This window comes from Hydrogenophaga taeniospiralis CCUG 15921 (assembly GCF_001592305.1).
GTDB classification, from domain to species: domain Bacteria; phylum Pseudomonadota; class Gammaproteobacteria; order Burkholderiales; family Burkholderiaceae_C; genus Hydrogenophaga; species Hydrogenophaga taeniospiralis.
Map to the genome: position 1 here is coordinate 171,290 of NZ_BCWR01000011.1, position 22,000 is coordinate 193,289.

Here is a 22,000-nt window from a genome sequence, read left to right on the forward strand (position 1 = left end):
AGGAGCGGACGACCGGCCCATGCCAGGCCGCCCGCAGTCTTCTTCAGGCGGCCTTCTTCCAGGGCGCTTTCGTCAGGCTCCAAATGGGAGAGCTGATCGCCATGTCCATGTCACGCGCGAAGATGGCGAAGCCGTCGTAGCCGTGGTAGGGGCCGGAATAGTCCCAGCTGTGCATCTGGCGGAAGGGCACGCCCATCTTCTGGAACACGTACTTTTCCTTGATGCCGGAGCCGACCAGATCGGGCTGCACCTGTTCGACGAACTTCTCGAACTCGTAGCCGGTCACGTCGTCGTAGATCAGGGTGCCGTCTTTCACGTAGTGCGTGGTGCGCTGGTAGTCGTCACCATGGCCGAACTCGTAGCCGGTGCCCACCACCTCCATCCCCAGGTCTTCGTAGGCGCCTATCACGTGGCGAGGACGCAAGCCCCCCACGAACAGCATCACCTTCTTGCCCTGCAGGCGCGGCTTGAACTTGTCGATCACGGCCTGCATCAGCGGCTTGTACTTGGCGATCACGGCTTCGGCCTTGGCCTTGATGCTGTCGTCGAAGTGGCTGGCGATTTCGCGCAGGCTCTTCTCGATCATGGTCGGGCCGAAGAAGTTGTATTCCACCCATGGAATGCCGTACTTCTCTTCCATGTGGCGGCTGATGTAGTTCATCGAGCGGTAGCAGTGCAGCACGTTGAGCTTGGCCTTGGGCGTGTTCTCGATCTCGGCGATGGTGCCGTCGCCGGACCACTGGGAGATCACGCGCAGCCCCATCTCTTCGAGCAGGATGCGGCTGGACCAGGCGTCGCCACCGATGTTGTAGTCGCCGATGATGGCCACGTCGTAGGGGGTGGAGACGAACTCGGGGTGCTTGTTGGGGTCGGTGCGGTCGAACACCCAGTCGCGGATCGCGTCGTTGGCCAGGTGGTGGCCGAGCGACTGGCTCACGCCGCGGAAACCTTCGCAGCGCACGGGCACGATGGTCTTGCCTTCGTACTCCTTGCTCTTCTTCTTCGACACGGCTTCGATGTCGTCGCCGATCAGGCCGATCGGGCACTCGGACTGGATCGAGATGCCCTTGTTCAGCGGGAACAGTTCCTGGATCTCGTCGATGATCTTGTCGAGCTTCTTGTCACCACCGAACACGATGTCCTTTTCCTGGAAATCGCTGGTGAACTGCATCGTCACGAAGGTGTCGATGCCGGTGGTGCCGATGTAGTAGTTGCGGCGCGCGGCCCAGCTGTACTGGCCGCAGCCCACCGGGCCGTGGCTGATATGGACCATGTCCTTGATGGGCCCCCACACCACGCCCTTGGAGCCGGCGTAGGCACAACCGCGGATGGTCATGACGCCCGGCAGGGACTTGATGTTGGACTTGACGCCGCAGTCCGGCTTGCCTTCTTCGAACGAGCCCAGGTGCTTGGCCCTGCGCTTGGCCATCTTTTCCGGATAGGCCTTCAGCACTTCATCGATCAAGGCTTTGTTCGTGGCCTTGCGGTCTTCAACTGTGGCAGTCATGGGGTAACTCCAATGGATATTTGGTTTTGCTTGGGTGATCAAGGCCGACCCACCGGCACGGGCCAGGCGGGTCGGGCTTGTGAGCCGACGGATGAGCCGTTCAGGCGGCAGCCAGGGCGGCGGCGGCCGCAGCGGCCTTGCCGACTTCCGATTCGTCGATCGCTTGCATGATCCCGAACTCCATCAGCATGTCTTCGAGCTGGTCCATGGTGATGGGGGTCGGGATGGTGCCGTTGCCGGCGTTGTTGTGGATCTTCGAAGCCAGGGTGCGGTACTCTGCGGCCTGCTTGGAGTCGGGCGCGTACTCGATCACCGTCATGCGGCGCAGCTCGGCGTGTTGCACGATGTTGTCGCGCGGCACGAAGTGGATGAGCCTGCTGCCCAGCATGCCGGCCAGCGCTTCGGCCAGTTCCAGTTCCTTGTCGGTCTGGCGCTCGTTGCACACCAGGCCGCCCAGGCGCACGCCGCCCGAGTTGGCGTACTTCAGAATGCCCTTGGAGATGTTGTTGGCCGCGTACATGGCCATCATCTCGCCCGACATCACGATGTAGATTTCCTGCGCCTTGTTTTCGCGGATGGGCATCGCGAAGCCGCCGCACACCACGTCGCCCAGCACGTCGTAGGACACGTAGTCCACGCCGTCGTAGGCGCCGTTTTCTTCCAGAAAGTTGATCGAGGTGATGACGCCGCGGCCAGCGCAGCCGACGCCTGGCTCAGGGCCGCCGGACTCGACGCAGCGGATGTCCTTGTAGCCGATCTTCATCACGTCTTCGAGCTCCAGGTCCTCCACCGAACCGGCTTCCGCGGCCAGCGAGAGGATGGTGTCCTGTGCCTTGGCGTGCAGGATCAGTCGGGTCGAGTCGGCCTTGGGGTCGCAGCCGACGATGAGGATTTTCTGGCCGAGGTCGGACAGAGCAGCCAGGGTGTTTTGAGAGGTGGTCGATTTGCCGATGCCACCTTTGCCGTAGAAGGCGATTTGCCGAAGTTTGGCCATTGCAGTACTCCATTCAGGAAGGGTTGAAAAACCTAAGCTTGCGTAGCCGCGACTGGGTCAGCCTTTCGTGCCTATAGCTCTTATTCTTGGGTTCACGCCTGGCCGGACTGCTGTCCGCGCAGGCCTCTCATTGCAGCTTCCGTGCCATGCCCAGGCCACCGTGCGCAAAGGCCCGATCTCCATAGGGAAAACGGCCGATTTGGAAGGCTCGCGAACGGGTTGGCGGGCTTTGTCCACTTCCCGACAAAACGGCGAATCGCGTCGCAAAAAATCCAGTGCGCGGGCGGACGGGGTCGGGTTTGTGTCGGGTTTGCAGGGCCACGCAGCGGCTGGACGCCTGGTACGGTCATTGCTGATACAGCACGGTGACGAACACCCCGTCTCCCACCCTGTAGACCCAACCCGAAGGAAGCTTCATGACCGCCACCCTGGAACGCAAAGAGATCGACGACACCGCGTTTGCCCGCCTGGAAAGTGAGGGGCGCCTGCTCAACCCCCTGCTCAAGGCGCCCACCAACCAGTTCGGTCGCGTGGGCTTTCGCGGCGAGCTGGCGCTGCGCTTCGCGCCCAAGGTGGCCGACGAGGCCCGCCCGCCCGAACTGCTGTGCACGCAGGCCATGGCCGTGGCCAAGGTGGGCGAAAAGCACCTGCCCTTTTTCGCCGGTTACCTGCTGAGCTTCGAACACCTCAAGGACGTGGCCGAGGTGCTGGGCGACACGCTCAGCGCGGGCGGCAAATACTTCCTGTTCTGCAACAACATCGACCTCTCCAAGAAGTACCAGGTGCCGTACAAGGGCGCGATGTTCTACGTGTTGCCGATCGACGAGGCCACGGTCTACAACGAACTGCTCGACCTGTTCTACCTGGAGAAGGGCGACCTGAAGAAGAAGGACACCGCCGGCAAGCTCGACGCCGTGGCCGACGCCGCGCTCAAGTACGACGTGACCTTCGACACCATCACCTACGACGAAGGTCTGGCGCTGATGGGGCCGGTGCGCAACCCGAACGAAAACCGCCCGGTCTGAGTTCCAGCGCCCGGCCGCGCCGGCATCTGGACCCCGCCCCTCCCACCAGGCCATGGACGATGGACCGGATCAACCCCACCGCTGGTACAGCACCAACCTGGTCGGCGTGCCGGCGCCGGTGCTCGCCAGCACCGGTTTCAATGCCCACCCCACGCGCCTGGCCATCGCTGGCGTGCGAGAGACCCAGGCCGGGCTGTTCGCGCTGCTGGACCGCAGCCACGACCTGAACGAGGCGGGCGACATGTTCGTGCATTACCTGGCCACCGCCTTCGGCCTGCGCAAACCCGAGCCCCAGGCGCTCGCGGCCATGGGCCCCGCCGAGCAGCGGCGCTGGCGTAGCAGCTGGCGCACCCTGCTGCAGGGCTGGGGCATGGACGCCAACGGCCCGGCCGGCGCCGTGCTCAAGGGCTGGGTGGAAAGCCGCTTCGGCCTCGTGCCCAGCTACCACAAGGCACCGCTGGAGCGCTTTCCCTCGCTGGCCTGGGTGGGCTACCTCGAAGAGAAAGCGGCCAGCCGCCACCACAGCAACAACATCCTGCAGCAGCTCGACCTGCTCTACGAGTTCTGCCAATGGGCCCTGCGGCGCTTCCCGCTGCCCGGCAGCGCCGCCCCCAGCGAACACCTGCAGCTCTGGCGCGGCAGCAACCGCTGCGAAGAGCAGTTGATCCAGGGAAGCCTTCAAATGCGCCGCTGCACCGTGCGCCTGAACAACATCGTCTCGTTCAGCCTCTCGCCGGAAGACGCCGCCTGCTTTGGCGACTGGGTGTTCGAGGCGCGGGTGCCGGCCTGCAAGGTGCTGGTGTTTCCCGGCCTGCTGCCCGGCCATGTGCTGCGCGGTGAACAGGAAGTGCTCGCGCTCGGCGGCGACTACGAGGTGGTGGCCCGCTATGCGTGAGCTGTTCGACAAAGTGCTCGGCGCCTACCTCGGGCTGGCCATCGGCGACGCGCTGGGCGCCACGGTGGAGTTCATGCGCCCGCGCGAGATCGAGGCCCGCTACGGCGTGCACCGCGAGATCGTGGGCGGCGGCTGGCTCAAGCTGGCGCGCGGCCAGGTCACCGACGACACCACCATAAGCCTGGCCCTGGGCTCGGCCCTGCTGCAAGGCGGCGCCACCGCGCTGCAGGGCTTCGCCACCCAGCTCGACACAACGCTCGTGCACGGCATCGGCCAGGCCTTCGTGCAATGGCTGCAGGCCCGACCGGTGGACTGCGGCAACACCTGCCGGCGCGGCATCCAGCGCTTCCTGCTCGAAGGCACGCTGGCCGGCCCGTACAACCCGGGCGACGCCGGCAACGGCGCGCTGATGCGCAACCTGCCCGTGGTGCTGGCCACCCTGCACGACGAAGCCGCCTTCGAGCGCCTGTCGCTCGCCCAGGCCCACCTGACCCACCACCACCCGCTGTCCGACGCCGCCACCCTGGGCCTGGGCCGCCTGCTGCGCCTGCTGCTGCGCGGCGCGGGCCAGGCCGAGTGCCAGCGCTGGGCCGAAGCCTGGACCACCCAACACCCCGCCTTCGGCTTCACCCCCTACCGCGGCCGCGCCACCGCCTACGTGGTGGACACGGTGCAGACCGTGCTGCATGGATTCACGCGGCACGAAGACTTCGAGGCCGCGCTGGTGGCCACCGTGAACCAGGGCGACGACGCCGACACCACCGGCGCCCTGGTCGGCATGCTCGCGGGCGCGCGCTGCGGCGCCGGGCGCTTGCCTCAGCGCTGGCTGCACCGGCTGCAGCCCGCCACCGTGCAGGCCATCACCGACCAGACCAGCGGCCTGCTGGCGCTGGCCTCATGTCTGGAGGACCGCCCATGAAACGCCGACGCCTGTTTCGCCGCCCCACCCCACCCGCCCACCCAGGAGCCCCCCATGCCCATGTTTGACTACCACTGCAAAGCCTGCCAGGCCGGGTTCGAACTGCTCGTGCGCTCCAGCACCGTGCCCACCTGCCCGCACTGCGGCAGCACCGATCTGGAAAAGTGCGTCTCGCGCATCGCCCCGGCCGGCAAGATCGAAGCCATCCGGATGTCCAACCGCCGCCTCGCTGCCGCGCAGGGCCACTTCAACCACTACAGCCCGTCCGAACAGGCGCGGCTGCTCAAAGGCAAGAGCGTCTAGGCAAGGCCCCATGCCAGAGCAGACCTCCCCCGACGACCACGGCGCCGAAGCCTTCTTCCGCGCGCTGCGCGGCGCCTTTGAACACACCCTGGGCGAACCCGGCGCGGCCAGCGCCGAGCGTTGCCAGGCCGCGATGGCCCAGGCCTGGGACAGCTTTGACGGCAACGTGGCGATCCAGTCCGAAGGCCAGCCCCCTATCGCCTGCCGCAAGGGCTGCCCGAGCTGCTGCACCCTGCGCGTGACCGCTCTCGCGCCCGAAGTGTTCCTAGTGGCCGCCTACCTGCGCGCCACCGCGCCCGCACTGCGCGGCCACGGCATCGACCTCATCGGCCGCCTGCGCGCAACCGACGCCGCCACCCGCGGGCTGGGCGAAGAACAGCGCGTGGCGCTGCGGCGGCGTTGCGCCTTCATCGAACAGGGCGTGTGCCTGATCCACCGCGTGCGCCCCCTCGCCTGCCGCGGCCACGCCTCGCACGACCGCCGGGCCTGTGCCGACGCCGCGGCCGGCCGCGTGGACGAGGTGCCCTTCTCCGGGCCGCACCGCGTGGTGCGCGTGCTCGTGCAGTCCGCGCTGCAGGCCGCGCTGCGCCAGCAAGGCCTGGCCTGGGGCGCCTACGAACTCAACCACGCCCTGGTGCTGGCGCTGGACGACGCCGCAAGCCAGTCGCATTGGCTGGGCCGCAACGACCCGCTGGCCCCGGTCGCGGTGGACCTGGAACACCGCGACACCATGGCCGCTGGGTTTGACGCTCAGCCCAGAAACCCCGATCACACCAAGCCTTGTCCTTCTCAGCCATACATGCGCGCGACTTAAGCGCGGCTTAAGGTCGGTGGATTGCGCCACACACCAAGACTGAAAACCACGTTCCGTGCAATCCGGCATTGAGCCAGATCAAGTTTCATGCAATCCGGCATTGAGCCATTCAGACTTGCAGATGTATCCTGCCGTTCGTGTTAATTGGAACACATCGCCGTGCTATGCACGTCCTTAGCAGAACACCCTCCAATTTAGACAAAGCGTGCTCGCCACTTGGACGCCGTCTTATTTGATCACGCGTTGCCGCGCCGCCAACGCATTGTTGATCTCCCTTGCGGTGCAGGCTAACACGATACGCGCTCGCAGCGCAAATGCCTGCGGCTATCAAAATGAGTGAAATGCATTTCCCACCCAGGACACCAGCGCATGCATGAAAACAAAAGTGCTTTATCAATAGACACCCCAATCATGGGGCTCTCATCCCATTGATTGGAAAAATCATGCACATGAGGTCAGTCGATAAATTACCTGCAGAAAAACCTGAACATTTGAAAAAGGCAGAATAGTCGTGAAGATACTGGTTACCGGAACAGATGGTTATATTGGAAGCTTGCTGGGGTCAGTCCTATTGGAGCGTGGTCATGACGTGGTGGGCATCGACACCGGCTTCTACCGAGATGGCTGGCTGTACAACGCCATTAAAAAAGCGCCACAATGGATCAGCAAGGACATTCGGAACATCACCGAAAAAGACCTTGAGGGATTTGAGGCGGTGGTGCATTTGGCCGAGTTGTCCAATGACCCGCTGGGCAAGCTCAACAACGACATCACCTATGAGATCAATCATGTAGGCTCGGTTGAGCTGGCCAAGAAATGCAAGAACGTCGGCGTAAGCCGTTTTGTCTACACATCTTCTTGTAGCGCGTATGGTATTGGTGGTGATGACTTCAAAACCGAGGAGTCTGCTACCGACCCACAAACCGCATACGCCAAGTGCAAGGTCAAAGTGGAGCGCGATGTGTCACCTCTGGCCTCGGAGCACTTCAGCCCCACATTTCTGCGCAATGCCACGGCCTACGGACCTTCGCCACGCATGCGCTTCGACATCGTGTTGAACAACCTGTCTGGATTGGCTTGGACAACCAAGGAAATCAAGATGACCAGTGACGGACAGCCATGGCGCCCGCTGGTGCATGTTCTGGATATTTGCGATGCCATCGGCTGCGTGCTGGATGCGCCACGCGAGAAGATCCACAACCAGATTTTCAATGTGGGCAGCACCTCCGACAACTACCGCGTCAAGGAAATCGCCGAGATCGTTGCAGAAACCTTCACCGGGTGTTCGCTCAGCTTTGGCACCAATGATGCCGACAATCGCAGCTACCGCGTCTCATTCGACAAGATCAGCACCCAACTGGGCTTCAAGTGCAAGCGAAACGCCAAGATTGGTGCAGAACAACTCTACGAGGTGTTCAAACGAATCGACATGCCACCCGAAATCTTCAACTTCCGGGCCTTCACCCGCCTGAAGCAAATTGAGTATCTCATCCGCACCCAGCAGATTGATGACAAGTTCTTCTGGAGCGTTTGATGATATTCACCGAAACCAAACTGTCCGGCGCATACATCATTGATCTGGAAAAGCGCGGGGATTCCCGTGGCTTCTTTGCCAGGTCTTTTTGCCAGGACGAATTCGAGCGGCATGGTCTGGTGAGCAAAGTGGTGCAAACCAATGTTTCCCTGAGCAAACACCAGGGAACATTGCGCGGCATGCACTATCAGGAGTCGCCGTACGCCGAAACCAAACTGGTCAGATGCACACAGGGTGCCATCTACGACGTCATCGTGGATATTCGCCCTGAGTCTCCCACCTACAAACAATGGATTGGTGTCGAGTTATCCAGCAGCAATCACCGCATGCTGTTTGTGCCGCAGCACTTCGCACATGGGTTCATTACCCTGGTGGATGACTGCGAAGTCACCTACCAGGTTTCGCAGGTTTACCACCCTGGTTCAGAGCGCGGCCTCAGATACAACGACCCAGCCCTGGGAATCGTTTGGCCGCAAGAGGTCAAGGTGATTTCTGACAAAGATGCCAGCTGGCCCGACATGAAACAGTGAGCCGGGCACTCGCAATACCTGCCCCATCAGACCTTGGTGTCGCATTCAAAATTAACAAGTCAAGATCATGATAATTATTGACAGTGCGTTGAAGAAACGCCAGTCCGACAACAACCCTATTCGGGTGGCCATGGTGGGTGCGGGGTTCATGGGTCGCGGGGTTGCCCTGCAAATTATCAATTCCACTCCGGGCATGAAACTGGTGGCAGTTTCCAACCGGAGCATTGATCAAGCCCGGCGCGCCTACAACGAAGCCAATGTCCAGGACGTGGTGGTTGTGGAAACCGTCGCGCAGCTGGAAGATGCCATTGCGCAAGACCGCTATGCGATCACCGATGAAGCATTTCTGCTCTGCCAGGCAGAGGGCATCGATGCCATCATCGAGGTGACTGGCGCAGTGGAGTTCAGTGCTCAGGTGGTATTCACGGCCATTCAACATGGCAAACACGTGATCATGATGAATGCCGAGCTGGACGGCACAGTAGGCCCGATTCTCAAGGTCTATGCCGATAAAGCAGGCGTGGTACTCACCAACGTCGATGGCGACCAGCCTGGCGTGATCATGAATCTGTACAGATTTGTCAAGGGAATTGGGGTTAAGCCCGTCCTGTGCGGAAACATCAAAGGTTTGCACGACCCCTATCGCAACCCGACCACACAGGAAGGGTTTGCCAAGAAATGGGGGCAGAATCCCGCCATGGTGACCTCATTTGCCGATGGCACCAAAATTTCGTATGAGCAGGCCATCGTGGCAAACGCCACCGGCATGCGGGTGGCCAAACGCGGAATGTTCGGCCCAACGGTTGCCGCCGGCACTCCTATTACCGAGGCCGTCAATTGGTATCCGCTTGAAGAGCTGCTGCAAGGCCCGGGAATCGTTGATTACGTCGTGGGAGCCGCTCCAAATCCAGGTGTTTTTGTGCTGGGCACACATGATCACCCCCAACAAAAACACTACCTCAATTTATACAAACTGGGCGAAGGTCCGTTGTATTGCTTTTACACGCCTTATCACTTGTGCCACTTTGAGGTGCCCAATACGGTTGCGCGCGCGGTATTGTTCTCTGACGCAGCAATAGCACCCATTGCTGGACCGTGCGTTGATGTGGTTGCCACCGCAAAAATTGACCTGAAAGCAGGGCAAATCATAGATGGCATCGGTGGCTACATGACCTATGGATTGGCTGAAAACTCGCATGTTGTAAATCAAGGCCATCTGCTCCCAATGGGTTTGGCTGAGGGATGTCGTCTCAGGCGTGATGTCCCTAAAGACCAGGTTCTTTGCATGGATGACGTCACTGTGCCAGGTGGCCGGCTGAGTGACAAACTCCGCGCAGAGCAAAACGCGTACTTCAGCAATTGAAACCGCTCTCTTTGCTGCAGAGCTGATTTAAGGCTCAAAATGAACACTGCTCCGCTGGTCAGTATTGGTGTACCGGTATATAACGGTGAAAAGTCTCTGGCGCGCACGCTCGACTGCCTGCTGGGGCAAACCTATAAAAATATTGAATTGATCTTGTCCGACAATGCGTCTACCGATGCAACAGCGCAAATCTGCCAAGAATATTGCGCTCGGGACCATCGGATCAGATACGTACGACAAGAGAAGAACCTGGGGCTGCCTGGCAACTGGACCTATGTTGCCGAGCAGGCCAAAGGCGATTTTTTCATGTGGGCGGCGGCAGACGACCACTGGGAGCCTGAATTTATAGAGGTCCTGGTCAATAAGCTGCTCGCAGAACCTGAAGCCATATTGGCATTCTGTCCCTACCGCCTCTTCAATAAAGAGACTCAGGAATACGAAGGCGAAGAGGTTCTCGAAGACTACGGGCACCACTATGCGCTGGTGAGAATCTACAAGCTGACCAAGCAGTTACTTGATCGCAGCAACCACGCGCTCATCCGGCGTCAGCGCGCCAAGGACATTGAATACAAGCTTTGGCTGTTTCCAAAAATCACGACGGTTTATAACGTCGCTTTTCCGTCTCTGTATTTTCTTGCGGCCAAGGGAAATTTCGTTCTGACATCCCTGGACAAGCCCTTGTGGCGCAAGACCATGACCAGCAAACCGGCGCATGACTTGCCGCAGCACGCACGCCACCCGGGATTGACCTATCTTGGCCATGTGATACGAAAAGTGCACTTGTTTTTTCGATCGTTGGCCTACATCCAGCGTGGCGCGAATTCATATTTGTTCATGCTTGCGTGCGTGCCGATCCTGTTTACCAGAATGGTTCACGACATTGTTGTCCCGGTATGGGTGGTGCTGAAGGTGACTATTTCCGGCAAGAAGATGAAGGATTTGTCCCCCCATGATTTTTGGAAAATGGGAGTGCGCTGAACAAGCGCCGATAAATTTTCAAATATTACTCACACAGACATATTAGATAATCAAACCAAGGACACATGGATATGAAGGCGGTAATTTTGGCAGGAGGCTATGGAACTCGAATTAGCGAGGAAAGTGCAACAAAGCCCAAGCCCATGATTGAAATTGGCGGCAAACCCATGCTTTGGCACATCATGAAGATATACTCCACCGCAGGAATAAACGATTTCATCATCTGCTGCGGGTATAAAGGTTATGTGATCAAAGAGTACTTCGCCAATTATTTCCTCCATACGGCCGATTTTACTTTTGACATCAAAAACAATAATATAGAAATACACCATACCCAAGCTGAGCCTTGGCGAGTCACCTTGGTCGATACCGGCGAAGCAACCATGACCGGCGGGAGAATTAAAAGAATTAAGGATTATGTGGCTGGTGAAACTTTTTGCCTGACATATGGGGACGGCGTGTGCGACATGGATATGAATAAGCTACTGGCTTTTCATCATGAGCAAAAAACGATCGCTACTTTAACTGCAGTACAGCCACCAGGACGCTTTGGAGCTTTTACACTCAAAGAAGATGACCGCAAGATCCATAATTTCAGCGAAAAGACAAAAGGGGACGGGGCATGGATTAATGGTGGTTTTTTTGTCATGGAACCTGAGGTTTTTGATTATTTCTCCGGCGACGAAAGTGTTTTAGAGCAAGAACCACTTATGCAGCTGGCCCACCAAGGCAAACTGACGGCTTATCGCCACGACAGCTTTTGGCAAAACATGGATACCCTGCGGGATAAAAATTATCTTGAAAATCTTTGGGCAAGCACCAAAGCACCCTGGAAAATTTGGTGATTTTTTTCCTTCTAATGGCCGGTGAATGTGAAGGCAGTTGTCGCCTGAATCACGCGACCTTGATGGATAGATGTCGCATCCTGGATGATTGCATGGGCCTCTGAAGGTACCCCGTTGCTGGCAGCGCGCAATGCGATGCGCCAATTGGTGGATGATCTGCTGGGTCGTTCAATCCACGTTGCGGGAATTTCTTGATGAAGATCGCGCTGCACACGAACGCACGCACCCCAGCCATTCGGGCCGAGATTGTGGGCAGCGCGCTATGGCATCTCTGAAGAGACGGCCCGCAAGTGGAAGAAGCGCACCAGCGTGCACGATGCCTCCCACACCCCGCACCGTCGCAAACCACCCTCACGCCCGCTCAGGAATGTGTGGTGGTTGAACGACTTCGCACCCCGCTGCTGCCTTTGGATGACCAGCTGGCACCGGCCACTGTGGACCTGGAACACCGCGACGCCATGGCAGCGGGGTTTGATACGGTGGGGCGCTGAGGTTGGCGGCCTGTTTTGGCGTGGTGCGTTCCCGATGGGCGGGCTATAGTGCCCATCGCGGATGCTTTCGCATTGGGTTCAGAAAGCAGGGCGCAAGTACTCAGACTTCCCAACTGAAGGAGATAGGTATGCCGGAACTCGTGGTTTTTGCGGTCATTGGTGCAGTGGCTTTCTATCAACTCTATGTATCCACCATCCTTTTTCGGGCGGGTGAGTACGACCCCCAACAACAGTGGCTCCAGGTTTTGATGGTTTGGCTGTTGCCGCTGATCGGAGCCTTGGGCTGCCACCTTTTCCTGCGCAGCCAACGCACACCCAGTCCTCGTCAAGACAATCGATTTGTTCCTCAGGAACCAACCGGTGGACTTCATGGCGACTTGGATTGATGGGAATCGTTTATCGTCAGGGATGAGCGGAGTCTGTTCTTCCTTCTACAGGTACACCAATCAAAAATTGAAAGTCCGGGTTCAATTTTATTTGATAGAGTCCAAGATTGACTGGGCCACAGTTGCGTCCGACCTTCAATTGCCCAAATAAACCACAAGCTAGTTGTCATATATAAGCAATACCATGCCGCCTCGCGCACTGCCTCCCGACCGATATCGAGATGAACATTCGTGAAACTGGAGGCTTATAATCTTATATTCAGTAAGCCATCTAACATTTCAATACAGCCGACATAGTACCGGCGCGGCTGATTTTCCAGCGTTCAATTGCATTATGAGAAACATCAAAATCCTACTTGCATCCCTTCTTCTCTCGGTGACCGCTACGGCGCAAACCCCGACAGATAAACTCACTCTAGCGACGCAGCTTGTAGAAATGCTTGGCTACGGTGCGCGGTTTGAGTCCTATGGACGGCAATGCAGGACGTTTGAGGGATCGCAATTTGATCCAAACAAGCTTGTTCTCGACAATCCAAGCACATTCAAGCCGATAACACCACACTCCAAGTCGTGGTCCGAAATTGTAACCCTATACAAGGCATATCAAGAGAATATTTGTGCGACGTACCTGCCAGAATCCGTCAACGGGATGATTGCAGGCGATCTTGCGCAAAAATTGACGATCGCTGATTTGAAGGCTGCAATAGCATTCTACTCATCAAATCCTGGCAAGCGACTTAATTTTGCCATTGCAATGGCGGACGAGGCATTGATGCGTCAAATTGAGAGCAAGCTTTCCGATTCAACAGCCACAGCGGAATTGCTCCAAGATTTGCAGGCAATATATGCCAAATACGATCAGAATCCTGATTAAGCCACCTCGGGGTCCGTCAGGATTTCCCTGCACCTGCTGCTCAGTTCTTCGCCTCTGACGATCTCGCCCGTTTCGTATCGGATCCAGTTGTCCGCCCGTAGCCGCGAACGATGGCCGGTTGCAGGCGGTTGAACCACGTGGGCAAGGCGTCGGCCACGTACCGTGTGCAGGAGCGCTTGTGCAGGAAGATCGAACCACCTCCGCATACGGTCGCGGGTCGTTCATCCCTCTCCTCCGGTTGACGCGCGACAGTCGCGCTGGAAGGCGGAATTAAGCGTCAGTTGGGCCACGAGGTCGCGCTGTTTTCGGACCTGCAATTCCGGCATGTCGCTGGTGTCGCGGGAGGCTGGCGGGTTCCCCTGCGAGGCCCGGCGCAGGTCGCCGGGCGTCTGACCGACGATCAGGCGAAAGCACTTCTGAAAATGGCTGAAGTCGCTGAACCCCACGCTGAGCGCCACGTCGGTGATGCGGCGTTGCGGTGACGCCAGCAGCAAGCGCTTGGCCTGTGCAATGCGCACATGCTGCAAAAACAGCTTGAACGGCAGGCCCAGGCTGTCGCGAAACAAAAATCGCAGATGCGAGACGCTCACGTGGGCCTGGTCGGCCAACTGCTCGGCCGATATCGATTCATGGAACTGCTTGCACAGGTACTGCAGAGCGCGAGCCAGCCCCGCATGCAGCTGCGCGAACGCCTGGGTGTCGTGCTCCAGCACGCAGCGCACCCAGTGCTCGACAGGCCGTGCCAACACGTCAGGGAGGCTGGTCGGTGGCGGGGCTGCGTCGCGGTTTTCATAGCGCGGCGCTTGCGGCTCCGCCAGGGTATACGCCGTGCCGGCATCCCCCAGCAAGCGGGGAGACAGCAAGCTGATGTCGCTGGCACCGATGGGCGTGTTGGCGGTCAGCACCGCCATGCGGGCCACGGTCCACTCCAGTTGCGAGGCATTGCCGGGCCATGTGTAGTTGGTGCACCAGTGTTGCAAGGCGTCGGTCATGCGGTGCTCCGCGCTGTGGCCGTGGTAGTCCAGCACGGCGCGCGCCAGCACCGGAATGTCTTCGGGGTGTTGTGAGAGTGGCGGCAGGGTGATCACCTTCCAATGGCACTGGCTCCAGGCACCGTAGGGAATGGGGCTGGAGAGGTCGGGCAGGTGCTGCGCCTTCAGCGCCACCACCAGCCGGCAGGCCCGGTGGCCGTCCAGTTGCGTGGCGTGGCCCAGGGCCTGCTCCAGTTGCAGCCACAGGTGTTCCTGGTCGGCGCGGGTGCCGCTGTCGGTGTGGCACAGGAACAGGGTTCCCCCGCGCGCGCGATCCACCCAGCGCCAGGGCGGCTCCAGGGTGGTCGCGCAATCCACCTTGACGAAGACGTGCCCGGCCCTGCCGCCGCCGTGGTGGATGGCCGCCGCGGTCTGCAGGGCTTCATTGCCGCTGGTGCCCAGCAGCGCGACCGGGCACGCGTCGACACAGCATTCTTCGATGTGGCGATCCAGGGCCAGCATGGCCGGGCTGGAGCCAATCAGGCACGGCGCACCCAGCTGCGCCTGCACCACCCAGCGCTGGCTGGCCAGGCGCTGGATGGTGCCGGCGCACTGAAAGGCCAGCTCCGTCAGCGCCGACTCGCACACGGGGCCCATGGACAGGTGGGGCAACAGCTGCAACCGCAGTGCGCCGAGTGGTCGGCGGGAAAACTCCAGCGCCAGCTCCACCTTGTGTGGCACCTGCGGGGCGCTGCGGCCCATGGCGCCGTCCACCAGCAGGGGTTGCTGTCCGAAAAGCTCCAGGCTGGCCGCTTCCCACCAGTGGCGGCACGCGCTGCGCTCCAGCAGCCGCCGGATTTCGGCGAACTCGCTCAGGTAGGACACGACGGCCGGGCGATGCAGCCCACGGCTGGGCTCGCTCTCCGCGGCTTCCGTACGGATCAAGTGGGGGCCCCGCGAAGCAGGGTTTTACTGCGTCACGGCAGCGCTTCGCAATGGCCTGGCGATGGCCCTCTCGGCTGGCGCGGGGTGCCCCGGTGCACGGCGGGGCAAATGGCGTATAGCGCATGGATCACAGTACTTCTCCCTTTTCTCGGCCCGTCTTTTTTTATCGGCGCCAACCAGCGGCCATGGGGCCACTGATCGGCGCTGATTCTTAAGACTTGCGGGCCCGAAAGCAACCTCCAAAACCCCGGGGTTGCACCGCTTGCGCACGATTTTCCAATGGGATGCGGCGTGGCTGCACGGGCAAAGGGTGCGCAGCGCCAACACCATCGTCTGGCCCAGTTTTTCCGTCGTCTGCCCCACTTCGGGTCAGGGTGCGTGTCACTACTATTTGCCTGCGGCTCAAGGCAAAACAAATGGCCGAACCGCAGTTTTCCAACCGCCAACCCGACCAGCATCTGGTCCAACCAACAAGGAACGCACCATGGCCTTTCCGACCGCCGTCAACGATCAAATCACCGATTCCGTCACCCAGGCCAACACCAAGGTGTTGGGCGATGCACCTGCCATCGCGATGGGCAACCTGTACCAGGCCACGGCGCAGGCCCTGGCCAATGCGGCGCACAACGCCACCAACGCACAGCAGCAAAGCTACGTGACCTCGCAGTCCGCCACCACCATGGGTGTGGCCACCCTGTATTCGCTGGACACCGCCAGCACCGGCGTGGCCACCAAGACCATCCTGACCCCCAGCTCCGGCGTCCGGGGCCTGGGCACCTGATCGCCCCTGATCGCTTTTTTCCGCCTTTTTCTTTCCGTCAGTTTCCAACACACTGACGGCGCTGTGTTTCAGACCTTTCCCAACTAATTTCCAACGGAGGATTTCATGGCTTTTCCCACCGCTGTCAACGACCAGATCACCGACTCTGTCACGCAGGCCAACACCAAGGTGTTGGGTGACGCCCCGGCCATTGCCATGGGCAACCTGTTCCAGGCAACCGCCCAGGCCCTGGCCAATGCCGCACACAACGCCACCAACGCGCAGCAGCAAAGCTATGTGACGGCGCAGGCCGCCACCACCATGGGCGTGGCCACGCTGTACTCGGTGGACACCGCCAGCGCGGGCGTGGCCACCAAGACCATTCTGAGCAGCTGATCGTTGCCGTCGCACGTGTCCGTGAAACCGTCTTTGGCGCCTTGATTCACCGAGCCACCGTGCCACAAGCCAACAGGAGTAAAGAACATGGCCTTTCCTACCGCTGTCAACAGCCAGATCACCGATTCGGTGACGCAAAGCAACCTTCAGGTTTTGGGCACCGCGCCTGCCGTCGCGATGGGCAACCTGTACCAGGCCACGGCGCAAGCCCTGGCCAACGCGGCGCACAACGCCACCAACGCGCAGCAGCAGATGTACGTGACGGCGCAAGCCGCCACCACCATGGGCGTGTCCTTGCTGTACTCGTTGGACACGGCCGCCGATGGCATGGCGACCAAGGCCATCCTCGGCGCCTGAACACGCACCGTGACGTCTTGTCTTGATTTGTCTTCATCCCTTCTCAATCTTTAAGGAGTAGTTCACATGGCCTTCCCTACCGCAGTCAACAGCCAGATCACCGACTCTGTTTCCCAGGTCAACACCAAGGTGCTGGGCGATGCCCCGGCCGTTGCCATGGGCAACCTCTTCGTGGCCACGGGCCAGGCGTTGTCCAACGCCGCGCACAACGCCACCAACAACCAGCAACAGTCCTACGTCACCATGCAGGCCTCCACCACCCAGAGCGTGGCCACCATGTTGTCGGTGGACACGGCCAGCACCGGCGTGGCCACGGGCAAGGTGCTGGGCCTGCACTAAACGCCGTGGGGCGGCAACGCCCCGGCACGGTAATGGGCGACACCGGGTTCCCGCACCATGGCGCGTAGCGCGCCCCTGAGCCTGGCGCAAGCGCCCGCCATGGCGATGGGCATGACCTATCTGGCCATGGCGGACAGCATCGGCCTGGCCATGCAGAACGCGGTGTCCAACCAGCAACGCGGGCAGGTGACGGCGGCAGCCGCCGTCACCCAGACCCTCGTCTTGATCATCAAGTTAGGAGCGAATCCCAAATGAACAACGACGGCACCGTCAACGACCAGGTGGTGGACAGTGTGAACAGTGTCACCACGCTGATCTCTGGGCAGTCACCCGCGCATGCCTTTGCCATGCTCGACACGGTGATGGTCGAGACGCTGGGCATGGCCATGTACAACGCGGTCAACCGCCAGCAAAACGCGGGCATGGTGAGCTCGGCCTCCGTGACCGCCGCCTGCGCACGCATGCTCAACGCCTACCCGCCCTACACGCCGCCGCCCGTGCCCCCCGCGCCGACGCCGCCGGTGGTCAACCCCCTGCCCGGCCCCACACCATCCCCGTCGAACGAGGTGGTGGTGCAGACCGCCTTCAGCCAGGGCACCGCGGCCATCACCACGCTGCAGGGTGTGGCCGAAGCCACCAGCACCGTGGCGCAAGAGGCCCAGGCCGACCTGAAGAGCCTGGCGCAGCAGGCCAGCGCAACGCCTGCACCGACACCTGCACCCGCGCCAACCCCGTCGCCCACGCCGGCACCGGAGCCCGCACCCGCACCCGCCCCCGCGCCGACGCCCGCCCCACCCGCGCCGTAACCACGCCCACGCCGACCATCTCAGAGCTTAAGGATTCGCCATGGACAACACCAACGCCCAGGTCATCGACACCGTCAATCAGATTCAACTGGCCACGATGGCTCCGCAGGTGGTCATGACCAGCGGGGCCGGCAAGGCCTACCAGTCGGTGGCGCAGTCAACCGCCATTGCGGTGCAGGATTCAGCCGATGCGTTGCGCAACCTCTCGACCATCGCCACCACGGCCATCGGTGTGGCCATGGCCCAGCTCCTGGCGACCAAGGACGTGAAATACGTCGAGGTGATCACGGCCGCGCAGCAGGTGATGACGCAGGCCAACGTCGAGTTCGGCCAGGTCGGTGCCACGGCCGCCAACGTCATCAAGGGTTACCCTGCGGGCTGACCCGCGCTTGGTGCGAAGCGCATCACACATAGGTGAAAGAACCCACGCCATGACAGTCATCGTTGCCGGCAAGCTGATCCAGAAGAGTGAGAGCCTGTCTGAGCTCGCGCGTCAGACCTTGACCTATATCGACGGCGGCCCCCAGTGGCTGGCCTGGGCCCTGCCCAACCCCATGGTGTGCTACGAAGTGGCGGACGAGACCACGCTGCTGGCCGAGGTGCAGCAGGGGCTGCACGCCTCGCCCATGGCCTTGCTGCCGGGGCTGGGCCTGTGGGTCAGCCCGGTCAAGCTCATGTCGCTGGGCAGCGCCAACCTGCGCACCCTCGGCCAGGCCGAAACCGGCGACACCAGCGCCGCCGTGGTGCAACAGACGCAACGCATCATGGCCGACCACCATCTGGTGGACGCGCAGCAGCTGCGCAGCGCCAGCGAGTTTCTGCAAGACCTGGGTGTGGCGGAGGCGTCTGTGTTTCAGGCGCTGGATTTCAACGACCGCGTGGCCTTGCACGCGCTGGCCGCAGCAGCCATGGGACAGGACGGCGACAACCCCGCCCAACTGCGCCAGGAGGCGGCGGCCTTCGGCGTGCAGCAGGCCCGTACCGTGCCCGAGTTCTGCGACTACTACCAGGTGTACCTAGCGCATTCCAAGAAGATGAACGCACTGGGCGGCACGGCGGCCACGCGCGGCCAGTTGTGCAGCCAGGCCGTGCAGACCCTGCTGCCGCTGGCCTTCGGCGCGATGGAGTGCCCGCAACTGCCAGACCGCTTGCCCTCACCCGCCGAGGTCGAGCAGTGCCTGCGCAACTGGCTGGCCCGGGGGCACACGCTGGGCTTTTCACGCTTGTCGCAGGCCGTGCTGCAGATGGTCACGCAAACCATCTTCAGCAACGAAACCGGCGCGGACGCGCGCCGCCTGTTTGACCTCTACCTCAGCACGGCGCAGGCCTTCCTGGGTGGCAACCGTTTGAAGGAAAGCCGCCTGGGGCAGGACGGCGCCAGCCTCACCTTCACGCTGCAGAACGACACACAGCAGGCGGTGTTACACGTCAGCGCGGACCGGCTGCTGTCATTGCGCAAGTTTGGTTCCTGGGCAGCGCCCGATGCGGCCTCGGGCCTGCCCAGTTCCCCATCCACCTCGACACCGGAGTAGCCCCATGGCCAAGTCCGCCCCCATCCCCTCGCGTTCCAAGCCCACCCCGGCACCGACCCCGGCGCCGGCGACCAAACCCGCTGCAGCCTCAGCGGCCCCCAGCAAGGCCGCGCCGGCCGCCCAAGCCGTCGCCCCCACGGCCGCCCCAACAACCGCTGCAGCATCGCAGCCCCCTTCGCCGCCGGTGGCGGCACCCGTTACCCCACCGACACCCACCCCCAGCGATGCGCCTGCCGTCGCCCCCGCCGACCCGGCGAGCGATGCGATGAAGATCGCGCAGGCCCAGATCGATGCGGCCGTGGCCAGTGCCGCCGCAGCCGCCCAGGCGGCCGTGGCCGCCACCACCAACATCGCCGGGTCGCAGGCTGCGGCGCAGGCGGTCGCCCAGGCCGAGAGCGCGCTGCAGTCCAACGTTTCGGCCATGCAACAGGCCATGCAGCAAGCCATACAGGCGCAAACCCAGGCGGTTGCCCAGGCCCAGGCGCAGGTACAGGCGGCCATGGCGGCGGCCAGTGCCTCGCTGGCCAACAAACCGCCAGCGCCACCCGCTGCGGGCAGCTGATCGCCCAGACCAGGGACGCACCATGCAAGAAATCCCTCTGGTTCGATCCATCCGCCGTGACCTGAGCCGTCAACTCACGGCCACCATCAACGATGCCGCCACCTACCCTGCGGTACGCATCACCGTGCTGCAGTCCCTGTCGACGCTCTGGGCGCGGCTGCTCTCCTTGAAGGAAGTGCTCTACCAGGACCTCGGTGTGAACCCGGCACAGCCACTCTTCTACTTTTATATGAAGGGTGGCAATGCCTTTGAATGCGTGATCAACCCGGGCGGTCCGGCGGCCACGCAGCAAGGGGGCGGAAAGTCCGACTGGGACACCCAGATCGTGGTCGATCCCTGGGCACCGATCCCGATCCAGAACCACATCTACGCGGTGATCGAGGACCTGATCCTCGACGAACTGCGCAACTGCGCCGTCGAAATCGCCCGCTGGAATCCGGAGATCACGTCACCGAATCAGCTCCAGAGCCAGCAGTCGGCGCTTCTGTACCTGTACGAGGTCACCCGTGACGATCCACAGACCATCCGCCAGGTGTTCGATCACAACCGAACCGGTCTGTGGCTGAACACGCAACGCAAACTCGTCGACAGATCGATGCCCGGTGCGGAGTTTCCCGGCATGATCTTCAACGACGGCATCGAACCGTTTCTGCTCTACCGGCTGGGCTACACCTGGCATGCGGAACCGCTCCAATGGCCGGCGCCCTTGCTCCCGGGTCAGACCACGGGGCCGCAGATCGAGCGCCCGCTGCTGATGGAACTGATCGACGTGACGCTGCCGCGCCTGAACACCGTGGAAGCCGTTGAAGTGTGGGAAGACCTGCGCTCGGGTCACATGCAGATCGACCCCATCGACGTCTCGCTCCAGTACCAGGGGACGACGATCACGCAGACCCTGCCGCTGCCCTCACTGGTCTACCACTTCGACGAGCAGGTGCTCATGTTGTGCGAAGTGGCCGCGGGCGTGTCCAAGAGCGTGGACAAGGTGGCCAGACGCTTTGCCCGCCTGGCGCAGATCTACAACGCCGGCACGGCGTTGCAGCAGGCGGACTACCAGGCGCGCATGGCGGCCAGCGCCGGCATCCCGGTGGCGCAACTGCCCGTGCGCCCGCCCGTGGTGGGGGCGGTCAATGCGGTGCTCACCAACAACGGCGCGGGTGCCGCCCTGGCCGCTGCCCCTGGCACGCCAGAATACATGGCGGTCAACATGATGTACCTGGTGGCCAGCCGGCAATTGCCGTACGACGGCGAGCAGTCGATCGCGGGCCGCCAGACGATCAGCCTGATGATCGCCGGCCTGCTGCCCCCCTTGACCATCACGGATGTCGGGGCCAGCGACGACCTGGCGCTCTATTCCACCATCGTGCGCAATGGCTACATCTCGACCGACGCATTTCCCGGCTCCGGCATCGACATGGCGGCGTGGTTGCGGGTGCGTGATGCCAGCAAGCTGGAAGACACCGCACACCTGCTGCGCGACAACCTGCCCCACTGGCTCGCCAACCGGGCGACACAGGCGAACGTTCCTCCGCTCACGCCGCTCAACCGGTGGATCACGCAGACTTTTCTCAACAAGACCATCCGGGTTGAACTGCGCGAGCACACCACGCTGCGCCAGCCTGGCACGAGCCGTGAACAAACGCTGGTGATTTTTTGCGACGACAGGGCTGTTGCCTGCATCACACTGACCACCGCCATCGCCTCCCAGGCGCCGTTCATACCCGATCCGCTGATGCCCACGGTCTATCTGGCGTCTGTGCTGGACATGACCGAACAACACAAAGTCGCCGCAGCCACCATCAAGGACTTCTGCATCCGCAATGCGCTGACCAAACAATTCGACATGCTCAACCGACTCTTTCCCAGGAGCTGAT

The 22,000-nt window shown here is 61.4% G+C and carries 25 protein-coding genes and 1 pseudogene; 23 read left to right on the top strand and 3 right to left on the bottom strand.

Annotation, left to right across the window (positions count from 1 at the left end; translation table 11 throughout):
* Nucleotides 1-43: 43 nt before the first annotated feature.
* Complete coding sequence (gene nifD, locus HTA01S_RS14995; RefSeq protein WP_068173269.1) at nucleotides 44-1,507, bottom strand: nitrogenase molybdenum-iron protein alpha chain; 1,464 nt, start codon at nucleotides 1,505-1,507, stop codon at nucleotides 44-46.
* A 100-nt stretch (nucleotides 1,508-1,607) separates the two neighbouring features.
* Nucleotides 1,608-2,501 (bottom strand): nitrogenase iron protein, encoded by an 894-nt coding sequence (nifH, locus tag HTA01S_RS15000; RefSeq protein ID WP_068173272.1) that lies wholly within the window; start codon nucleotides 2,499-2,501, stop codon nucleotides 1,608-1,610.
* Between the two features lie 416 nt (nucleotides 2,502-2,917).
* On the opposite strand from nifH, the gene HTA01S_RS15005 reads away from it, so the two are divergent.
* The 13 genes and pseudogenes from HTA01S_RS15005 to HTA01S_RS25320 all read left to right on the top strand — a co-directional run bounded on the left by HTA01S_RS15005 (nucleotide 2,918) and on the right by HTA01S_RS25320 (nucleotide 13,458).
* Nucleotides 2,918-3,526 carry a hypothetical protein gene (locus HTA01S_RS15005; RefSeq protein ID WP_068173274.1) on the top strand — a complete coding sequence of 203 codons (609 nt, stop codon included), beginning with the start codon at nucleotides 2,918-2,920 and terminating at the stop codon, nucleotides 3,524-3,526.
* A gap of 52 nt (nucleotides 3,527-3,578) precedes the next feature.
* Nucleotides 3,579-4,421: an NAD(+)--dinitrogen-reductase ADP-D-ribosyltransferase gene (locus HTA01S_RS15010; RefSeq protein ID WP_068173275.1), complete on the top strand. Its 843-nt coding sequence runs from the start codon at nucleotides 3,579-3,581 to the stop codon at nucleotides 4,419-4,421.
* Nucleotides 4,414-5,340, top strand: a complete 927-nt coding sequence (gene draG / locus HTA01S_RS15015) for an ADP-ribosyl-[dinitrogen reductase] hydrolase (protein WP_068173277.1) — start codon at nucleotides 4,414-4,416, stop codon at nucleotides 5,338-5,340. Before HTA01S_RS15010 ends, draG begins: the two co-directional genes overlap by 8 nt.
* Nucleotides 5,341-5,394: 54 nt before the next feature.
* Entirely contained in the window at nucleotides 5,395-5,643 is a 249-nt protein-coding gene (locus HTA01S_RS15020) for an FmdB family zinc ribbon protein (protein WP_068173280.1), read from the top strand.
* 10 nt (nucleotides 5,644-5,653) lie between these two features.
* On the top strand, nucleotides 5,654-6,457 hold the full coding sequence (locus HTA01S_RS15025) for a hypothetical protein (protein ID WP_174545195.1): 804 nt from the start codon (nucleotides 5,654-5,656) through the stop codon (nucleotides 6,455-6,457).
* A gap of 511 nt (nucleotides 6,458-6,968) precedes the next feature.
* Nucleotides 6,969-7,991: an NAD-dependent epimerase/dehydratase family protein gene (locus HTA01S_RS15030; protein ID WP_068173281.1), complete on the top strand. Its 1,023-nt coding sequence runs from the start codon at nucleotides 6,969-6,971 to the stop codon at nucleotides 7,989-7,991.
* Entirely contained in the window at nucleotides 7,991-8,521 is a 531-nt protein-coding gene (gene rfbC, locus HTA01S_RS15035; protein WP_068173284.1) for a dTDP-4-dehydrorhamnose 3,5-epimerase, read from the top strand. Before HTA01S_RS15030 ends, rfbC begins: the two co-directional genes overlap by 1 nt.
* Before the next feature lie 67 nt (nucleotides 8,522-8,588).
* Nucleotides 8,589-9,884, top strand: coding sequence for an NAD(P)H-dependent oxidoreductase (locus HTA01S_RS15040; RefSeq protein WP_068173285.1), 1,296 nt, complete (start codon nucleotides 8,589-8,591; stop codon nucleotides 9,882-9,884).
* A 39-nt stretch (nucleotides 9,885-9,923) separates the two neighbouring features.
* Nucleotides 9,924-10,862 carry a glycosyltransferase family 2 protein gene (locus HTA01S_RS15045; RefSeq protein WP_084236132.1) on the top strand — a complete coding sequence of 313 codons (939 nt, stop codon included), beginning with the start codon at nucleotides 9,924-9,926 and terminating at the stop codon, nucleotides 10,860-10,862.
* Nucleotides 10,863-10,933: 71 nt separating this feature from the next.
* Nucleotides 10,934-11,707, top strand: a complete 774-nt coding sequence (gene rfbF, locus HTA01S_RS24760; protein ID WP_084236146.1) for a glucose-1-phosphate cytidylyltransferase — start codon at nucleotides 10,934-10,936, stop codon at nucleotides 11,705-11,707.
* A 194-nt stretch (nucleotides 11,708-11,901) separates the two neighbouring features.
* Nucleotides 11,902-12,132 (top strand): annotated as a pseudogene (locus tag HTA01S_RS26030) (IS481 family transposase); the annotation flags it as partial.
* A gap of 194 nt (nucleotides 12,133-12,326) precedes the next feature.
* Nucleotides 12,327-12,584 (top strand): hypothetical protein, encoded by a 258-nt coding sequence (locus HTA01S_RS25315; protein WP_157572120.1) that lies wholly within the window; start codon nucleotides 12,327-12,329, stop codon nucleotides 12,582-12,584.
* A gap of 334 nt (nucleotides 12,585-12,918) precedes the next feature.
* Entirely contained in the window at nucleotides 12,919-13,458 is a 540-nt protein-coding gene (locus tag HTA01S_RS25320) for a DUF2059 domain-containing protein (protein WP_157572121.1), read from the top strand.
* 221 nt (nucleotides 13,459-13,679) lie between these two features.
* Here HTA01S_RS25320 and HTA01S_RS15050 read toward each other — a convergent pair whose 3' ends face one another.
* Entirely contained in the window at nucleotides 13,680-15,374 is a 1,695-nt protein-coding gene (locus HTA01S_RS15050) for an AraC family transcriptional regulator (RefSeq protein ID WP_068173288.1), read from the bottom strand.
* Nucleotides 15,375-15,858: 484 nt separating this feature from the next.
* Here HTA01S_RS15050 and HTA01S_RS15055 point away from each other — a divergent pair, with 484 nt between their 5' ends.
* The 10 genes from HTA01S_RS15055 to HTA01S_RS15100 all read left to right on the top strand — a co-directional run bounded on the left by HTA01S_RS15055 (nucleotide 15,859) and on the right by HTA01S_RS15100 (nucleotide 21,999).
* The gene (locus HTA01S_RS15055; RefSeq protein ID WP_068173291.1) at nucleotides 15,859-16,155 is read left to right on the top strand and encodes a RebB family R body protein; all 297 of its coding nucleotides are present in this window, start codon (nucleotides 15,859-15,861) and stop codon (nucleotides 16,153-16,155) included.
* 105 nt (nucleotides 16,156-16,260) lie between these two features.
* Nucleotides 16,261-16,530: a RebB family R body protein gene (locus HTA01S_RS15060; RefSeq protein ID WP_068173293.1), complete on the top strand. Its 270-nt coding sequence runs from the start codon at nucleotides 16,261-16,263 to the stop codon at nucleotides 16,528-16,530.
* 87 nt (nucleotides 16,531-16,617) lie between these two features.
* Nucleotides 16,618-16,887 (top strand): RebB family R body protein, encoded by a 270-nt coding sequence (locus HTA01S_RS15065; protein ID WP_068173295.1) that lies wholly within the window; start codon nucleotides 16,618-16,620, stop codon nucleotides 16,885-16,887.
* Nucleotides 16,888-16,953: 66 nt separating this feature from the next.
* The gene (locus HTA01S_RS15070; RefSeq protein WP_068173297.1) at nucleotides 16,954-17,226 is read left to right on the top strand and encodes a RebB family R body protein; all 273 of its coding nucleotides are present in this window, start codon (nucleotides 16,954-16,956) and stop codon (nucleotides 17,224-17,226) included.
* A gap of 57 nt (nucleotides 17,227-17,283) precedes the next feature.
* Nucleotides 17,284-17,481, top strand: coding sequence for a RebB family R body protein (locus HTA01S_RS15075; RefSeq protein ID WP_068173298.1), 198 nt, complete (start codon nucleotides 17,284-17,286; stop codon nucleotides 17,479-17,481).
* The gene (locus HTA01S_RS15080) at nucleotides 17,478-18,032 is read left to right on the top strand and encodes a RebB family R body protein (RefSeq protein ID WP_068173300.1); all 555 of its coding nucleotides are present in this window, start codon (nucleotides 17,478-17,480) and stop codon (nucleotides 18,030-18,032) included. Before HTA01S_RS15075 ends, HTA01S_RS15080 begins: the two co-directional genes overlap by 4 nt.
* A 40-nt stretch (nucleotides 18,033-18,072) precedes the next feature.
* A complete protein-coding gene (locus tag HTA01S_RS15085) occupies nucleotides 18,073-18,414 on the top strand; it encodes a hypothetical protein (protein WP_068173302.1) in 342 nt (113 codons plus the stop codon).
* Nucleotides 18,415-18,463: 49 nt separating this feature from the next.
* Nucleotides 18,464-19,564 (top strand): hypothetical protein, encoded by a 1,101-nt coding sequence (locus tag HTA01S_RS15090; protein WP_068173305.1) that lies wholly within the window; start codon nucleotides 18,464-18,466, stop codon nucleotides 19,562-19,564.
* Between the two features lie 4 nt (nucleotides 19,565-19,568).
* Nucleotides 19,569-20,126, top strand: coding sequence for a hypothetical protein (locus HTA01S_RS25325; protein WP_157572122.1), 558 nt, complete (start codon nucleotides 19,569-19,571; stop codon nucleotides 20,124-20,126).
* 22 nt (nucleotides 20,127-20,148) lie between these two features.
* On the top strand, nucleotides 20,149-21,999 hold the full coding sequence (locus tag HTA01S_RS15100) for a hypothetical protein (protein ID WP_068173311.1): 1,851 nt from the start codon (nucleotides 20,149-20,151) through the stop codon (nucleotides 21,997-21,999).
* Nucleotide 22,000: the final 1 nt, after the last annotated feature.

Excerpts from the sequence above, each read along its gene's own strand:
- nifD (WP_068173269.1), bottom strand. The coding sequence starts at position 1,507 with ATGACTGCCACAGTTGAAGACCGCAAGGCCACGAACAAAGCCTTGATC.
- nifH (WP_068173272.1), bottom strand. The coding sequence starts at position 2,501 with ATGGCCAAACTTCGGCAAATCGCCTTCTACGGCAAAGGTGGCATCGGC.
- HTA01S_RS15005 (WP_068173274.1), top strand. The coding sequence starts at position 2,918 with ATGACCGCCACCCTGGAACGCAAAGAGATCGACGACACCGCGTTTGCC.
- HTA01S_RS15010 (WP_068173275.1), top strand. The coding sequence starts at position 3,579 with ATGGACGATGGACCGGATCAACCCCACCGCTGGTACAGCACCAACCTG.
- draG (WP_068173277.1), top strand. The coding sequence starts at position 4,414 with ATGCGTGAGCTGTTCGACAAAGTGCTCGGCGCCTACCTCGGGCTGGCC.
- HTA01S_RS15020 (WP_068173280.1), top strand. The coding sequence starts at position 5,395 with ATGCCCATGTTTGACTACCACTGCAAAGCCTGCCAGGCCGGGTTCGAA.
- HTA01S_RS15025 (WP_174545195.1), top strand. The coding sequence starts at position 5,654 with ATGCCAGAGCAGACCTCCCCCGACGACCACGGCGCCGAAGCCTTCTTC.
- rfbC (WP_068173284.1), top strand. The coding sequence starts at position 7,991 with ATGATATTCACCGAAACCAAACTGTCCGGCGCATACATCATTGATCTG.
- HTA01S_RS15040 (WP_068173285.1), top strand. The coding sequence starts at position 8,589 with ATGATAATTATTGACAGTGCGTTGAAGAAACGCCAGTCCGACAACAAC.
- HTA01S_RS15045 (WP_084236132.1), top strand. The coding sequence starts at position 9,924 with ATGAACACTGCTCCGCTGGTCAGTATTGGTGTACCGGTATATAACGGT.
- rfbF (WP_084236146.1), top strand. The coding sequence starts at position 10,934 with ATGAAGGCGGTAATTTTGGCAGGAGGCTATGGAACTCGAATTAGCGAG.
- HTA01S_RS25315 (WP_157572120.1), top strand. The coding sequence starts at position 12,327 with ATGCCGGAACTCGTGGTTTTTGCGGTCATTGGTGCAGTGGCTTTCTAT.
- HTA01S_RS25320 (WP_157572121.1), top strand. The coding sequence starts at position 12,919 with ATGAGAAACATCAAAATCCTACTTGCATCCCTTCTTCTCTCGGTGACC.
- HTA01S_RS15055 (WP_068173291.1), top strand. The coding sequence starts at position 15,859 with ATGGCCTTTCCGACCGCCGTCAACGATCAAATCACCGATTCCGTCACC.
- HTA01S_RS15060 (WP_068173293.1), top strand. The coding sequence starts at position 16,261 with ATGGCTTTTCCCACCGCTGTCAACGACCAGATCACCGACTCTGTCACG.
- HTA01S_RS15065 (WP_068173295.1), top strand. The coding sequence starts at position 16,618 with ATGGCCTTTCCTACCGCTGTCAACAGCCAGATCACCGATTCGGTGACG.
- HTA01S_RS15070 (WP_068173297.1), top strand. The coding sequence starts at position 16,954 with ATGGCCTTCCCTACCGCAGTCAACAGCCAGATCACCGACTCTGTTTCC.
- HTA01S_RS15075 (WP_068173298.1), top strand. The coding sequence starts at position 17,284 with ATGGCGCGTAGCGCGCCCCTGAGCCTGGCGCAAGCGCCCGCCATGGCG.
- HTA01S_RS15080 (WP_068173300.1), top strand. The coding sequence starts at position 17,478 with ATGAACAACGACGGCACCGTCAACGACCAGGTGGTGGACAGTGTGAAC.
- HTA01S_RS15085 (WP_068173302.1), top strand. The coding sequence starts at position 18,073 with ATGGACAACACCAACGCCCAGGTCATCGACACCGTCAATCAGATTCAA.
- HTA01S_RS15090 (WP_068173305.1), top strand. The coding sequence starts at position 18,464 with ATGACAGTCATCGTTGCCGGCAAGCTGATCCAGAAGAGTGAGAGCCTG.
- HTA01S_RS25325 (WP_157572122.1), top strand. The coding sequence starts at position 19,569 with ATGGCCAAGTCCGCCCCCATCCCCTCGCGTTCCAAGCCCACCCCGGCA.
- HTA01S_RS15100 (WP_068173311.1), top strand. The coding sequence starts at position 20,149 with ATGCAAGAAATCCCTCTGGTTCGATCCATCCGCCGTGACCTGAGCCGT.